14 protein-coding genes and 1 tRNA gene are annotated in these 15,819 nt (G+C 25.7%); 1 reads left to right on the top strand and 14 read right to left on the bottom strand.

Annotated elements, in window-relative coordinates; genetic code table 11:
• Positions 1-14: 14 nt before the first annotated feature.
• Positions 15-1,397: a signal peptidase I gene (gene lepB / locus H0H48_RS00440; RefSeq protein ID WP_185871163.1), complete on the bottom strand. Its 1,383-nt coding sequence runs from the start codon at positions 1,395-1,397 to the stop codon at positions 15-17.
• A gap of 9 nt (positions 1,398-1,406) precedes the next feature.
• Positions 1,407-2,126 carry a 4-hydroxy-tetrahydrodipicolinate reductase gene (gene dapB, locus H0H48_RS00435; RefSeq protein ID WP_185871162.1) on the bottom strand — a complete coding sequence of 240 codons (720 nt, stop codon included), beginning with the start codon at positions 2,124-2,126 and terminating at the stop codon, positions 1,407-1,409.
• A gap of 122 nt (positions 2,127-2,248) precedes the next feature.
• Between dapB and H0H48_RS00430 the strand changes: the two genes are divergently transcribed.
• A tRNA-Leu gene (locus tag H0H48_RS00430) sits at positions 2,249-2,334 on the top strand.
• A gap of 8 nt (positions 2,335-2,342) precedes the next feature.
• On the opposite strand, the gene ilvA is transcribed toward H0H48_RS00430, so the two are convergent.
• The 12 genes from ilvA to H0H48_RS00370 all read right to left on the bottom strand — a co-directional run bounded on the left by ilvA (position 2,343) and on the right by H0H48_RS00370 (position 15,816).
• Positions 2,343-3,611 (bottom strand): threonine ammonia-lyase, encoded by a 1,269-nt coding sequence (gene ilvA, locus H0H48_RS00425; RefSeq protein WP_185871351.1) that lies wholly within the window; start codon positions 3,609-3,611, stop codon positions 2,343-2,345.
• Between the two features lie 21 nt (positions 3,612-3,632).
• A complete protein-coding gene (ilvC, locus tag H0H48_RS00420; RefSeq protein ID WP_185871161.1) occupies positions 3,633-4,682 on the bottom strand; it encodes a ketol-acid reductoisomerase in 1,050 nt (349 codons plus the stop codon).
• 17 nt (positions 4,683-4,699) lie between these two features.
• The gene (locus H0H48_RS00415; protein ID WP_185871160.1) at positions 4,700-5,002 is read right to left on the bottom strand and encodes an acetolactate synthase; all 303 of its coding nucleotides are present in this window, start codon (positions 5,000-5,002) and stop codon (positions 4,700-4,702) included.
• A gap of 17 nt (positions 5,003-5,019) precedes the next feature.
• Complete coding sequence (gene ilvB / locus H0H48_RS00410; protein WP_185871159.1) at positions 5,020-6,714, bottom strand: biosynthetic-type acetolactate synthase large subunit; 1,695 nt, start codon at positions 6,712-6,714, stop codon at positions 5,020-5,022.
• A gap of 13 nt (positions 6,715-6,727) precedes the next feature.
• Positions 6,728-8,407 carry a dihydroxy-acid dehydratase gene (ilvD, locus tag H0H48_RS00405; protein ID WP_185871158.1) on the bottom strand — a complete coding sequence of 560 codons (1,680 nt, stop codon included), beginning with the start codon at positions 8,405-8,407 and terminating at the stop codon, positions 6,728-6,730.
• A gap of 290 nt (positions 8,408-8,697) precedes the next feature.
• On the bottom strand, positions 8,698-9,879 hold the full coding sequence (gene mnmA, locus H0H48_RS00400; RefSeq protein ID WP_185871157.1) for a tRNA 2-thiouridine(34) synthase MnmA: 1,182 nt from the start codon (positions 9,877-9,879) through the stop codon (positions 8,698-8,700).
• 57 nt (positions 9,880-9,936) lie between these two features.
• Positions 9,937-11,058 (bottom strand): molecular chaperone DnaJ, encoded by a 1,122-nt coding sequence (gene dnaJ / locus H0H48_RS00395; protein WP_185871156.1) that lies wholly within the window; start codon positions 11,056-11,058, stop codon positions 9,937-9,939.
• A gap of 24 nt (positions 11,059-11,082) precedes the next feature.
• The gene (locus H0H48_RS00390) at positions 11,083-11,676 is read right to left on the bottom strand and encodes a nucleotide exchange factor GrpE (protein ID WP_185871155.1); all 594 of its coding nucleotides are present in this window, start codon (positions 11,674-11,676) and stop codon (positions 11,083-11,085) included.
• A gap of 92 nt (positions 11,677-11,768) precedes the next feature.
• Entirely contained in the window at positions 11,769-12,758 is a 990-nt protein-coding gene (trpS, locus tag H0H48_RS00385) for a tryptophan--tRNA ligase (RefSeq protein WP_185871154.1), read from the bottom strand.
• 30 nt (positions 12,759-12,788) lie between these two features.
• Positions 12,789-13,658, bottom strand: a complete 870-nt coding sequence (gene atpG, locus H0H48_RS00380; RefSeq protein WP_185871153.1) for an ATP synthase F1 subunit gamma — start codon at positions 13,656-13,658, stop codon at positions 12,789-12,791.
• A 1-nt stretch (position 13,659) separates the two neighbouring features.
• The gene (gene atpA / locus H0H48_RS00375) at positions 13,660-15,246 is read right to left on the bottom strand and encodes a F0F1 ATP synthase subunit alpha (RefSeq protein WP_185871152.1); all 1,587 of its coding nucleotides are present in this window, start codon (positions 15,244-15,246) and stop codon (positions 13,660-13,662) included.
• A 21-nt stretch (positions 15,247-15,267) separates the two neighbouring features.
• Positions 15,268-15,816, bottom strand: coding sequence for a F0F1 ATP synthase subunit delta (locus tag H0H48_RS00370; protein ID WP_185871151.1), 549 nt, complete (start codon positions 15,814-15,816; stop codon positions 15,268-15,270).
• Positions 15,817-15,819: the final 3 nt, after the last annotated feature.

Here is a 15,819-nt window from a genome sequence, read left to right as displayed (position 1 = left end):
TGATAAATAGATTGTTATCTATCTATTGTTGTCATAATGCGATTCCAACGAAATTTCCAATGAAATATGTTCATTGGATTTTTTCTATCCCAATCAATACTCATCCATATAAATAATGGTTTTCCTACTATATGATCTTCTGGAACAAATCCCCAGTAACGAGAATCGAAAGAATTATGTCTATTATCTCCAATCATAAAATAATAATTTTTTTTTACTTTATAATTTTTTCTATTCATTAGGTTCACTTTTTTTTCTCCTTCATAACAGGATATCTCATTATAAAGATGTATATTTTTTGAGTTTATTTTAATAGTATCTCCTTTTTTAGGAATATATAATGGTCCAAAATAATCTCTATTCCACCCAAAATTATTTGAAAGAATTATTGATGGATCTTTAACTTCTTTTGGATAAATATTTTTTTTTATGAAAATTATGTTATTAAATAATTTTTTTATTTGAGTTACTCTTTTTTTTGTTAATATAATCTGATAAAAATATTCATCATTTTTTTCTTCAAAAAATTCAACATCTTCAATATCCATTTTTTCTTTTAAAAATTCTAAATTTAAAGGAATATTCTTGGTCTTAATAAAATAAGATTGTTGTTTATTATTCGTAAAATTTTTTTCTTTTTTATGATTTATGAATAGAACTCCTTTTTTAATAAAAATAATATCTCCTGGAAGTCCCACACATCGCTTTACATAATGATCTTTTCTATCTAATATTTTATCATCTTTAGGAAAATTAAATACAACAATATCATTTCTTTTTATATGGTTTATAGGATGAAAACGAAAATATGGAAATTTAATATTAAAATAAGATTTTAATCCAAGAATATTATTATGAAAAAAAGGAACACATATAGGAGATATAGGCATTCTTAATCCATAATGGATTTTACTTACTAAAATAAAATCTCCTACTAATAAACTTTTTTCCATAGAAGAAGTTGGTATAACAAATGGCTGTATTATATAGGTATGTATTATAAACGAAAGGATTAAAGATGATAATATTCCTTCATTATTTTCTGTTATTTTTTCTTTTTTTATATTAATATTTTTAAAAAAATTGATATAAAAAATATATAAACCTGCAGATAAAAAGAAAATGAAAATATCTTTTTTTTTTATTTTATGTAAATAACGGATTAGATCTAACCATATAACTAAGAATAGAATAATGTTTGTTAATGGTATAAATAAAAGAAAAATCCACCATACAGGTCTATGTATTTTTTTTAAAATAATAAAAACGTTATATATAGGAATAATAGTTTTCCAATAACTGATTCTAAATTTTTTATAAAAATTATATGTACCCAGTACATGAATAATATGTAAAAAAAACGTAAAAATGCCACTAAATACAAAATATTGTAGCATACAATTAAATTATTTATTTATTCCTAACACTTCTTTCATAGAAAAGACTCCTTTCTTATTTTTTATCCACTCTGCAGCAATAACTGCTCCAATAGCAAATCCATCTCTGTTATAAGCCTCATGTTTAATTTCTATTTTATCTATATTAGATTTATATATCACGTTATGGTCTCCAGTTATATTTCCTAATCTTTTAGATAATATCAATATTTGATCTGCTGATATTCTTTTTTCATTAAGAATCCACGTTTTTTTCATTTTATTATGAATAATAGACTCAGCTAGGGATAACGCTGTCCCACTTGGTTTATCTATTTTTTCTAAATGATGAGTTTCATCTATTGTTACTTCATAATCTTTGGTATATGGACACATTAATTTTGATAGTTTTTTATTTATCTCAAAAAATATGTTCATTCCAATACTAAAATTGGAAGAATAAAGGAAAGAACCATTTTTTTCTTTACATATTTTTTTAATAACTTCCATTTTATTTAACCATCCTGTAGTCCCACATACAACAGGTATATTATTTTCTATACAAATTTTTATATTATTAAAAACAGATTCTGGTTGACTAAATTCTATAACTACATCTAAATTAACTGTTTTTAACAATGATATTTTAGGTGTTTTATCATAACATAATGATACATTATGATTTCTATTTTTTGCTATTTTTTCTATAGCACGCCCCATTTTTCCATATCCTATTATCCCTATGTTCATATAATATATTTATTTAAATTTTATTTTTATGAGACTATTCTAAAATCAAAAATAGATTAAAAAAATTATATCTTTTATAATTATTTTATAATTTTATATTTATAATATAAATTAATTAAATAGCCCACGTGGTGGAATTGGTAGACACGCCACTTTGAGGTGGTGGTATCCTATTTAGGATGTGCTGGTTCAAATCCAGTCGTGGGTACTATTTTTTTATATAAGAATACGAAATAAATCTGGATTTTTATTTAAATATTGAAAATGAACTCTATATTCCTTCATTCTTCCTAACAATTCTGAAAAATCATTTTTATCTGATAATTCTATTCCTATTACAGCTGGTCCTTCTTCTTTAGAGTTTTTTTTAGAGTATTCAAAATAAGCTATGTCATCTTTTGGACCTAGAATATTGTTAACAAATTCTCTAAGTGCTCCAGCTCTTTGTGGAAATTTTACTATAAAATAGTGTTTTTTCTCTTCATATAAAAGAGATCTCTCTCTTATCTCTTCTGTTCTAGTTATGTCATTATTTCCTCCACTTAAAATACAGACTATGTTTTTTCCTTTTATTTCTTTAGAATAAAAATCTAAAGCAGCTATAGAAAGAGCTCCTGCAGGTTCTGCAACAATAGCTTCTAAGTTATAAAGATCTAAAATAGTTGTGCAAACTTTTCCTTCTGGAACTGTTTTTATATCATGTAATATATTTCTGCAAATATTGAAATTTAATTCTCCAACTTTTTTTACAGAAGCTCCGTCAATAAATCTATCTATAGAATCTAATTCTATAACCTTTCCTTTTTTTATAGAAAAACTCATAGAAGGAGCCCCTTTAGGTTCTACTCCTATAATCTTAGTTTTAGGACTTACTTGTCGGAAATGACTACCAACTCCAGAAGCTAATCCTCCACCTCCAATAGGTATGAAAACATAATCTATATCAGTTGAAATTGATTGTTGCAAAATTTCTAAACCAACAGTAGCTTGTCCCTCAATAATTTTTGTATCATCAAAAGGATGAATAAAAACTTTTTCATTTTTTTTACAATCTTTTATAGCTTCAAAACTAACTTCATCAAATGTATCTCCACTGAGAACAATTTCAATATATTGTTTTCCAAACATTTTTACTCTTTCTACTTTTTGTTTAGGAGTAGTGCTTGGCATATAAATTTTTCCTAGTATTTTTAATATACTGCATGAATATGCTACACCTTGTGCATGATTTCCAGCGCTTGCACAAACAATTCCATTTTTTAGTTCTGTATTAGATAAACTTATTATTTTATTATATGCACCTCTAATTTTATATGAACGTATGATTTGTAAATCTTCTCTTTTTAAAAAAATATTAGCTTTATATTTATCTGATAAAAGTAAATTTTTTTGTAATGGAGTTTCATAAATAATATCATTCAATAAATTCTTAGCCTTAATTATTTCCTTATAAGAAGGAAAATATTCTTTTATATTACTCAATATTCAATACGTTTTTTATAAAACTTAGGATTCTTTTTTTTCTGGTCTTAGATTTCGTATAGTAGATCCTACTTTCCATAATTCACTTTCTCTTAGGTCTTTTAATTCTTTTTGTAATTTATTTCTATAATTTTTATCAATATTAGATTTTATGATTCTTTCAGCTTCTTTTCCTGAAGAAACTTCATCATATAATTCTTGAAATATTGGTAATGTAGCGTCCATAAATTTTTTCCACCAATCTAAAGCACCTCTTTGCGCAGTAGTAGAACAGTTAGAATACATCCAATCCATTCCATTTTCTGAAACTAATGGCATTAAACTTTGAGTTAGTTCTTCTACAGTTTCATTGAAAGACTCTGAAGGAGAATGTCCTTTATCTCTTAAAATTTGATATTGCGCAGCAAAAATTCCTTGGATTGCTCCCATTAAAGTCCCTCTTTCACCTACTAAATCGGAATAGACCTCATTTTTAAAATTTGTTTCAAATAAATATCCTGATCCTATTCCTATACCAATAGATATAGTTTTTTCTAAACAATTCCCACTGTAATCCTGATATACAGCATAACTAGAATTAATTCCTTTTCCTTCTTTAAATAATCTTCTTAAACTAGTTCCTGATCCTTTAGGTGCAACTAAAAAAATGTCTATATCTTTAGGTGGATATATCTTTGTTTTTTCACAAAAAGTCAAACCAAATCCATGTGAAAAGTACAAAGATTTTCCATGATGAAGAAACTTGCAAAGTGTTGGCCAAAAAGATATTTGTCCTGCATCTGACAACAAATACATAATTATTGTTCCTCTTTTACACGCTTCTTCAAGAGAAAAAAGATTTTTTCCTTCTATCCATCCATCTTTTAAAGCTTTCTCCCAAGAGAAAGAATTTTTTCTTTGTCCGATGATGACTTGAAATCCATTATCTCTTAAATTAAGAGATTGTCCAGGACCTTGCACTCCGTATCCTAATACAGCTATTACTTCTTTTTTTAATATTTCTTTAGCTTTAGATAATGAAAATTCTTCTCTTGTTACAATATTTTCTTCTACAGGTCCAAATTTAACTTTCATAATTTTTTTATTCTTTATTAAGATGTTGCTAATGGTAAATCTATTCTTTTCCAAGAATTTTTTCTAGAGTTTTTTTCTTCTATTTTATAGTAAAAAACATGAATAACTCCAATTAATTTATCAATTAATTTTTTTACTTTAATCAATTCTTCTTCTTTAGATTCTAAATCTAGAAGATGTTGAAAATTAGAACTATTTTTATCATTATAAACATTAATATGATTAGTTTTTAAATTTCTACGATTAAGTATAATAAGTATTCTACTTAATAGTCTCGTATCATTTTCTCCTAAAATTATTATTCTGAATTTATGTTTCATATTATTTTATTATTTTTTTATGTTAAACGAATTTCATCTACAGCTGCTCCCGCAGGAATCATAGGAAAAACATTATCCTCTTTTTCTACTACTACTTCTAATAAAAAAGCATTTTTATTACGTAATGCTTTTTTTATAGATTTTTCTAATTTTTTTCTATTGTTTATTCTTTCTGCTTCTATACTATATGCATTAGCTAATTTTATAAAGTCAGGATTAACTAATTCTGTACATGAATAACGTTTATCAAAAAAAAGTTGTTGCCATTGACGTACCATTCCCAAAAAATTATTATTTAATAAAACGATTTTCACAGAAATATTGTTTTGTAAAATAGTACCCATTTCTTGAATTGTCATCTGTATTCCACCATCTCCTACAATACAAATAACTTGTCTATCTTTTGATCCTAATTTAGCTCCAATTGCAGCAGGTAATGCAAATCCCATAGTTCCCAATCCTCCAGAGGTTATTTGACTTTTTTTATAAGTAAAATTAAAATATCTTGAAGCTATCATTTGATGTTGCCCCACATCCGTCACAAGAATTGCATCTTTTTGTTTATATTTATTGATCCATTTTATTACTTCTCCCATAGTCAAACCTTTTTTAATTGGATTAATATCATTTTCTATTACTTCTATTTTTTCTTTTTCTTTTAGATAAAAGAATTTATTTACCCATTTTTCATGATTAGATTTATTAACATAAAAAATTAGTTTTTTTAAAGATATTTTACAATCTCCAAGTATTGGTATATGACATGGTATATTTTTGTTAATTTCGGAAGGATCAATTTCTAAATGAATTATTTTTGCATTTTTAGCATATTTATTTACATTTCCAGTAACACGATCATCAAAACGCATTCCTATAGAAATTAGTAGATCACATTGGTTTGTTAGAATATTTGGAGCATAATTTCCATGCATCCCTAACATTCCTACATATAAATAATGGTCACTATACAATGCACCTAAACCTAATAATGTACTAGCAACAGGAATTCCTGTTTTTTCTACAAATTCTTTAAATTCATCTTCTGCTTTAGCTAAAATAACACCCTGTCCAACTAAAATCATAGGTTTTTGAGCAGTATTTATTAAATTTGCTGCTTCTATCAGGTTTTTTTCTTTTATACAAGGATATGGATGAAAATTTTCTATATATTCAAAGTGTTTATAATTAAATTCAGATTTTTGGAATTGAGCATCTTTAGTAATATCTATTAAAACTGGTCCCGGTCTTCCTTTTTTTGCTATAAAAAACCCCTTCTGAATAGATTCGCAAATATCTTTTGCTTTTAAAACTTGAATATTCCATTTTGTAACAGGCATAGAAATATCTATGATATTTGTTTCTTGGAAAGCATCAGTTCCTAAAAGATTAGATGATACCTGTCCGGTGATACAAACAATAGGAGTACTATCTATTAGTGCATCAGCTAATCCAGTAATTAAATTGGTAGCTCCAGGACCTGATGTAGTAAAACATACACCTATTTTTCCAGTAGCTCTAGCATATCCTTGTGCTGCATGTATAGATCCTTGTTCGTGACGCATTAAAATATGAGTTACAAAATTCAAATAATCATGTAAAGAGTCGTATATAGGCATAATTGCACCTCCAGGATATCCGAAAATATATTCTACTTTTTCATATAAAAGAGTTTTTATTACTATTTCTGAACCAGAGAATAATTTTTTTACCATATATATCAATCAATTAGTCTGTAATGCATCCTTTAGAAGCGGAAGAAACCATTTTTATATATTTATATAGATATCCTTCTTTAATTTTTAATGGAGGAGGATTCCATAATTTTTTTCTTCTTTGTATTTCATTTTCTTCTATTTCTAGATTAATAGTATTATTTTCTGCATCTATTTTAATAAAATCTCCATTTTGAATAATAGATATTAATCCTCCACATTGTGCTTCTGGAGTAACATGACCTATAACAAATCCATGTGATCCACCTGAAAACCTTCCATCTGTTATAAGAGCTATATTTTTTCCTAATCCTGATCCCATAATGTAAGACGTTGGTTTCAACATTTCTGGCATTCCTGGCCCTCCTTTTGGCCCTACATATCTGATAACAATAACACTACCAGGAGTTATTTTATTATTTGTAATTGCTTTGTTAGCTTCTTCTTCTGAATCAAAAACATTTGCTTTTCCTCGAAAAATAATTCCTTCTTTTCCTGTTATTTTTGCAACAGCACCTTCTGGTGATACGTTTCCATATAAAATTCTGATATGTCCATTTTTTTTAATGGGATTTTCTATAGGAAAAATAATTTTTTGATTAAAAGTTATATCCGGAATATTATCCATATTATCAGATAATGTTTTTCCAGTTACAGTTAAACAATCTCCTGAAAGGATTCCTTTTTTTAACAGATATTTTATGATAACAGGCATTCCTCCAATACATATATGTATATCTTCCATTAAGAATGGACCACTTGGTTTTAAATTTCCTATAAGAGGAATTTTATTACTAATTCTTTGAAAATCTTTTAAAGTAAAATCAATATTTGCGGATTTAGCAATAGCTAAAAAATGTAAAACTAAATTAGTAGATCCCCCTAAACACATAGCTAATTTTATTCCATTTTCTATAGAATCTTTAGTTACTATATCTCTAGGTTTTATATTTTTTTCTAATAAAATTTTAATATAATTAGATACTTCTTCACATTCTTTTTTTTTATTTTCACTTGTCGATGGAGAAGAAGACGAATAAGGTAGCATAATCCCCATAGCTTCTAAAGCTGAAGCCATAGTATTTGCAGTATACATTCCTCCACATGCACCAGGCCCTGGACAAGAATTTTTAATTATATTTTTATATTCTTTTTCTGATATTTTGCATATATTTTTTTCTCCTAGAGCTTCAAAAGAAGAAACAATATCTAATTTTTTACCATTATAATAACCTGAAGAAATACTCCCTCCATAAACAATAATAGAAGGTCTATTTAATCTTAGTAATGCAATTAGAACTCCTGGGATATTTTTATCACATCCAGGAATAGCTATCACTCCATCATAATGATGTGAGTCGACTACAGTTTCTATACTATCTGCTATTAATTCTCTAGATGGGAGAGAATATCTCATCCCTGATGTTCCCATAGTAATACCATCACTTACTCCAATAGTAGTAAATTGAAATCCTATCAAATTTTTTTTTATTACTGAATTTTTTATTATTTTTCCCATTTTATTCAAATGCATGTTGCAAGGATTTCCATCATACCAATTACTAACTATTCCTATTTGTGCTTTACAAAAATCGGAATCTTTCATTCCGGTAGCGTACAACATAGCATGAGCTGCAGGTAAATCAGATTCTTTTGTTATCTTTTTACTAAAATTATTAATTTCTTTTTCCATGAGATGTTTTATAAATCAAAAAAACCCTACTGAATTTTTCTAGTAGGGATGAAAAAATATCATCTAATTATGATTAATAATACAATATTATATAATATGCAAAAATATGAAAAAAATGAATAGTATAAAATCTATTTTTGTCTATTTATTTTTAAAAAATCATTATTTTTTGATTGATTAGTAAATATATTGCAAAGTTCATAATCATAATTCCAATGAAGAGGTGATTATTATTAATAATCAAAAAAAACATGTTTTTTTTGATAAAAAAATATTTTTATCGTACATTATCACGAAATAATTCCAGATCCTATCAATTCTTTTCCAAGATACCAAACTGCAAATTGTCCCTCCATTATAGCACATTGCATTTTATCAAATTCTACTAACATTCCTTTAGTTAATTTATATAACTTTGATTTCTGTAAAGGTTGTCTATAACGTATTCTACACGTAACATCCATTTTATCTCCTTTATGCATTATGAGATCTTCTCTTATCCAATGAATATTTTCTTCTGAAATAAACAAAAATTTGTTATATAACCCCGGATGTTCTTTCCCCATTCCCGTATAAACAATATTTTTTTTTATATCAGTTTCTATAACAAACAAAGGCTCTTTATAGCCTCCTAAAGAAATTCTTTTACGTTGACCTTTAGTAAAAAATTGTGCTCCATCATGGTGTCCTATAACTTTTCCATCTGATTTTTTATATTTTTTTTTTCTAGATAAAAAAAATAATTTTTCTTCAAGAGAAGAAAAAGATTCATTTTTTTTATAATAAATTGGAGCATTAGAATCGATATATATTATGTCTCCTTTTTTTGAAAAAATTTCTTGCCTAAGAAATTTAGATAAATCAATTTTTCCTACGAAACATAAGCCTTGAGATTCTTTTTTATAAGCATTATATAATCTATTTTTTTCTGCTATTTTTCGTACTTGACTTTTCATAAGTCCTCCTAATGGAAAAATAGATTTTCTTAATTGGTATTGATTTAATTGACATAAGAAATATGATTGATCTTTATAAGGATCTTTTCCAGTTAAAAGACGATGAATTATTTTTTTATTTTTTAGAATTTTTTCATTATTTACATAATGTCCAGTAGCAATAAAATCAGCTCCTAAATCAATAGCTTTTTCTAAAAAAATAGAGAATTTAATTTTTTTATTACATAATATATCTGGATTAGGAGTTTTTCCTAATTTATATTCATTAAACATATAGTCAATCACATGTTTTTTATATTCTTTTTTCATTTCTACTATTTGAAAAGGTATATTTAATTGTTCAGCAACTAACATAGCATCAATACTATCCTCTTTCCAGGAACATTGATTACTATAAATAGTATCTTCCCAATTATGCATAAATAATCCAATTACCTTATATCCTTTTCTTTTTAGAATTAAAGCTGCTACACTTGAATCTACTCCACCAGAGAGTCCTACAACAACTTTTTGCATAAATTATATTATGTACTACTATTTCCGTAAAAAATTTTGTCTATTAATTTAAAAAAATTAGGAGAACATTTCTCTTACACGATCAAAAAAAGATTTTTCCTCATTTCCTGGATGAGGAAGAAAATTTTCATTTTTCCTCATTTTTTCAAAAAATTTTCTTTGTTCTTCATTTATTTTTTTAGGAGTCCAAACATTTACATGAATCAATAAACTTCCATATCCATATCCATTAATTTTAGGTAATCCTTTATTTTTCAACCTTAAAGTTTTTCCTGATTGTGTTCCAGTATCTATTTTAATTCTAGCTTTTCCATTTATAGTTGGAACTTCTTTTACAGCTCCTAATATTGCATCAGGAAATGAAATATATAAATCATAATGTAAATTGTTTCCTTCTCTTTTCAATTTTGGATGAGGAATTTCTTCTGTTAGAATAATTAAATCACCAGGGACTCCTCCAAAAGGAGCTTCATTTCCTCTTCCGGAAACTTTTAATTGTATTCCTTCCATAATACCTGATGGTATTTTTATATCTACTAATTCCTCTTCTTTTATTAATCCATGTTTATTAGCTCCGTAAGGTATATTTTCTATACTTTTTCCTGTTCCAGAACAAACATTACATTGAGAAGTTGTTTGCATTCTTCCTAATATAGTGTTTGTAATGTGTGTTATTTGACCTGTTCCATGACAAGATAAACAATCTTTGTATTTTATTCCCTTAGCTACTTTTAATCTTTTTACCTTAACTTTTTTTTCTGTACCATTAGCTATTTCTTCTAATGAAAGTTTTACTCTTATTCTTAAATCACTTCCTTTAATAGTTTTATATCTTGTAGATCTTCCAAAACCAAAACTAGAAAAACCTTCGCCAAATGCATCAGCAAAGATATCTCCGAAATTAGTAAAAATATCTTCCATATTCATCCCACCTGCTGCAGAAGTACTTCCTTTTACACCTGAATGACCAAATTTATCATAACGTTCTCTTTTTTCTGGATCACTTAAAATCTCATAAGCTTCAGCAGCCTCTTTAAATTTTTCTTCTGCTTCTTTTTTATTATTTAAGTTCTTGTCCGGATGATATTTAATTGCTAATTTTCGATATGATTTTTTAATTTCTTCCGAAGAAGCATTTCTAGATACCTCTAATACTTCGTAATAATCTTTTTTCATCATGAAGATAAAAGTTGTTAATAATAATTATTTTCCAGTAATGACTTTGGCATGTCTTATTACTTTTTCTTTAAGAATATATCCAGCTTCTATTATTTCTATAACTTTTCCTTTTAAATCTTCTGTAATAGCTGGTATTTGTGTAATTGCTTCATGAAAATCTGTATTGAAATCATCTCCTTTTTTTATATTTATTTTCTTTAATCCTTTTTTTTTCAAAACCTTAATAAGCTTTTCTTGTATAAGGGTAACTCCTTTAATAAGGAATTCATCTTTAGATTTTTTTAATTCTTTTAAACTACGTTCAAAGTCATCTAAAATTGGAATTAGATCTATAAGAATTTGTTCATGAACAGTTATGAAAATGTCAAATCTTTCTTTTTGAGTACGTTTTTTAGAATTTTCAAATTCTGCAAAAATACGTAAGTATTTATCTTTTTCTTTTTTTAAATCTTCTTTAAGAACCTCTACCTTCTTTTTCAATGATTCTAAGGATTCGGATTCTTTTAAAACTTCTTTATGTTTTTTTTGTGTTTTATTTTTTTCATTGTAAAGAGGAGAACCATCATCGGAAATAGTAAAACAAGAATCTTTTTTTTCAGTATTTTTATTGGTGTCCATAATATAAAAAATATTTTCAACATAACTCCTATCGACCAGGATAGCAAAATATTTGCCAATATTTATAATTGTGTCATAATGTCATTTTTTATCTATGATAATAATGAATTGAAATTCAAGTATTTTCTAATGTAATTTATTCGCTTTATTGCTATATTTTTTGCTTTTTTAGCTCCATGAAAAAGAATTTCATCTAATAATGATTTATTTTTTATAAGGGAAAAAAATCTATTTCTTTCTGCAGAAAATTTACAAATTATTTGTTCATATAATGCTATTTTTGCTTCTAAATATCCATATCCACCATTTATATATTTTTCTTTCATCTTTTCTATTTTTTCTTTTGGGGAAATTAATTTATATAAAGACATTATGTAATCTTTGTCAGGATTTTTTTTTTCTTCTAAAGATTTATTATCTGTTTGTATTTTCATAATTTGTTTTTTCAAAATTTCATTTGAAGAAAGAATATCAATATAGTTATTTTTAGATTTACTCATTTTTGTTCCATCTGTTCCAGTGATAAACATATATTTTTCCTGTAAATAAGGATTAGGTAATGAAAATACTTCCTTTCCTATTCTTTTGTTAAAAAAATAAGCTATTCGTCGTGCTATCTCTATATGTTGCAATTGGTCTTTTCCTACTGGAATTATTTTTGCGTTATAAAGTAAAATATCAGCAGCCATTAAAATAGGATAAGTAAATAATCCTACATTTATTTTTTTTTTATCTTTTTCTTTTTTAAAGGAATGCGCTAATGTTAGTCGTTGATAAGGGAAAAAACAACTTAAATACCAAGCTAATTCAGTAACTTCTGGAACATCTGATTGTCTATAAAAAATACTATTTTCTGTATTCAATCCAAAAGCTAACCATGTAGCTGTAATGTTATAAACATTGTTTTTTATGTTTTGTATATTTTCTGTTTGGATTATGGAATGTAAATCTGCGATAAATATAAAAGAAAAAAAACCTTTTTTTCTTTTATTTACCATATTAATTGACGGGATAATGACACTTAAAATGTTTCCTAAATGAGGAACTCCTGTACTTCGGATTCCTGTTAATATATTTTCCATAACTTTCTCAATAAAAGTAATATAAACTAATTATTTTATTTGAAGTGAATCTAACCCACCTATTATTTCAAGTATTTCTTTAGTTATTGTTGCTTGTCTTTCTTTATTATAATTTAGTATTAAATCATTTTTAATATGAGACGCATTTTCTGTTGCTTTATGCATAGAAATCATACGTGCTGTATGTTCTGCTGTTAAAGACTCTGAAAATGTTTTTTTCAATTTAATAAAAAGAATTTTTGGAATTATATAATTTATAATTTTATTTTTAGATGGTTCTAAAATAAAATTTTTTGATTCTTTATGTTTATATAGGTTTTTTATTTTTTTAATAGGAAGAAATTTTTCCACTATTATTTTTTGAAGTAAAGAATCTTTTAAGCTATTATATACTAAGTAAATAGAGGAAATAGTATTTTTAAAAAAATCTGAAATTAGTTTATTTATAAGAAATTTTATTTTTTTTTCATTGAAATTTTCTATCAAATTATCATATATATTATATTTTTTGGACAGAAAATCGAATCCTTTTTTTCCAATGCAGAAAAAAATACAGTTTTTATATGAAAAATGTTTTTTTTGAAGTATGATATTAATTTTTTCAAATATTGAGGAATTGAAAGATCCACATAATCCACGATTAGAAGTAAATACAATAAATAATTTCTTCCCATTTGAAGAATGAAAATATTTATTTTCTATTTTTTCTTCTATTGATAATGTTGATATAAGCTCTGAAAAAATTAATTCTATATGATCTAAATAATATTTTATGTTCATAAATATCTCTTTAGATTTTTTTGATTTTACTACAGAGATCATTTTCATTGCTTCTGTAGTTTTTATTACAGATTCTATAGAAATAATCCTTCTTTTTATATCTTTTGGATTAGAAGACATATTAAATAATATATTTGTTACTTAATTCCAATACAATTTTTTCTATAATATTATGATATTCTTTTTTAAAATCACCTTTTCTTAGATTATCCAATAAATCTTTATGTTTTTCTTTCAAATAAAAAAGATAATCTTTTTCAAAAAGAGAAATTTTTTCTATAGGAATTTTTTTTAAAAGATTTTTTGTTCCAACATAAATAATAGCAATTTGTTCTGCAATATCATATGGAGTTTGAGGTAATTGTTTTAATATTTCTATATTAATTTTTCCTCTATTTATAGTTTCCATAGTGGATGGATCTAGTTCTGAACCAAATTTTGAAAATGATTCTAATTCTCTAAATTGTGCTTGATCTATTTTTAGTGTACTAGCTATTTCTCTCATAGATTTAATTTGAGCGCTTCCTCCAACACGAGATACAGATATACTTTCATTAATGGCAGGACGTATTCCTGAGTTAAATAGTTCTTTTTCCAAAAAAATTTGTCCATCTGTTATAGATATGACATTAGTTGGTATATAAGAAGAAATATCTCCAGATTGAGTTTCAATTATAGGAATAGCAGTAAGTGATCCTCCTCCCTTTACTTTATTCCTAATTGATTCTGGAATATCATTCATTTTTTCTACCATTTTCTGATCTTTTATAATTTTCGCTGATCTTTCTAAAAGACGAGAATGTAAATAAAAAACATCTCCTGGATAAGCTTCTCTTCCAGGAGGACGTCGTAGTAATAAGGAAATTTCTCTGTAAGAAACAGCTTGTTTAGAAAGATCGTCATATACAATTAAAGAAGAACGTCCTGTATCACGAAAATATTCTCCAATAGCAGTTCCGGAAAAAGGAGCGAATACTTGAATTGGAGCAGGTTCAGAAGATGTTGCTGCAACTATAACGGTGTAAGATAAAGCTTGATTTTCTTCTAAAATTTTGGCAATTTTTGCTATTGTAGATCCTTTTTGACTTATTGCTACATAGATACAATAAACAGGATTTTTATTTTCAAAAAATTTTCTTTGATTAATAATTGTATCAATAGCTATAGTAGTTTTTCCTGTTTGCCTATCTCCTATAATCAGTTCTCTCTGTCCTCTTCCTATGGGAATCATGGAATCTATAAACTTAATCCCAGTTTGTAATGGTTCCTTTACAGGTTCTCTATATATAACACCTGGAGCTTTTCTCTCTATAGGCATTTCAAATGATTCTCCATCATCTATAATAGGCCCTTTTCCATCAATAGGATTCCCCAATATATCTATAACTCTACCTAATAAATTTTCTCCAACTTTTATAGAGAAAGTTTTTTTTGTTCTTTTTACTGTATCTCCTTCTTTTATATTTTTAGATGAATGAAGTAATACAATACTGACATGATCTTCTTCAAGATTTAATACTATACCTTTTTCTCCTCCTTTAAATTCTACTATTTCTCCATAAAAAGCAGAATTTAAACCAAAAGATCTAACTACTCCATCTCCTACTTGAACAATAATTCCATATTCGGATAGTTTTGATTCAAATTGAAAGTCTGATAATTCTTCTTTAAGAATTGATGATATTTCAGAATATTTTAAATCTGACATGAAAATAAAAGCTTAAAAATTTTAATTTTTAAAGATTTCTTTAATACAGGATAATTGTTTTTTTATACTAAAATCCCATTTTTTATTATCTATACAAAATAGAAATCCACCCAGAATAGATTTATTAATTTTATTTACTATATGATATTTTTTGTTTTTTAAAGGATTAATTTTATATGCAATTTTAGATAGTATATCTATATTTATAGGGTAAACAGTAGTAATACTACATTCTACAAGTTTTTTTGTTTTTACTTTATATATATTTTTATATTCTAAAAATATATCATATAATAAATATTCCCTTTTTCGTAAAATTAAAAGTTGAACAAAACGGAAAAGCAAAGAATCAAAATGGTAAAAAATACTTTTGAAAATTTTTATTTTTTTTTTATCATTCAATAATAAACTTTGTATAATTTTTTTTAATTTTCCATTATCATATAATAATATAGAAGAAGCTTTTTTTATTTTTTTATAAAAAAAATCATTTTTGGTATTATTATTATTTTTTATGGATTCTTCATAAAGAATCATTGCATAATGTTTAATTATATTTTTAGGAAACATTTT

It is taken from the genome of Blattabacterium cuenoti (genome assembly GCF_014252055.1).
GTDB classification, from domain to species: Bacteria; Bacteroidota; Bacteroidia; order Flavobacteriales; family Blattabacteriaceae; genus Blattabacterium; species Blattabacterium cuenoti_D.
Note: the sequence above shows the minus strand (reverse complement) of the source record. Positions and strands in the feature narration are given on the sequence as shown.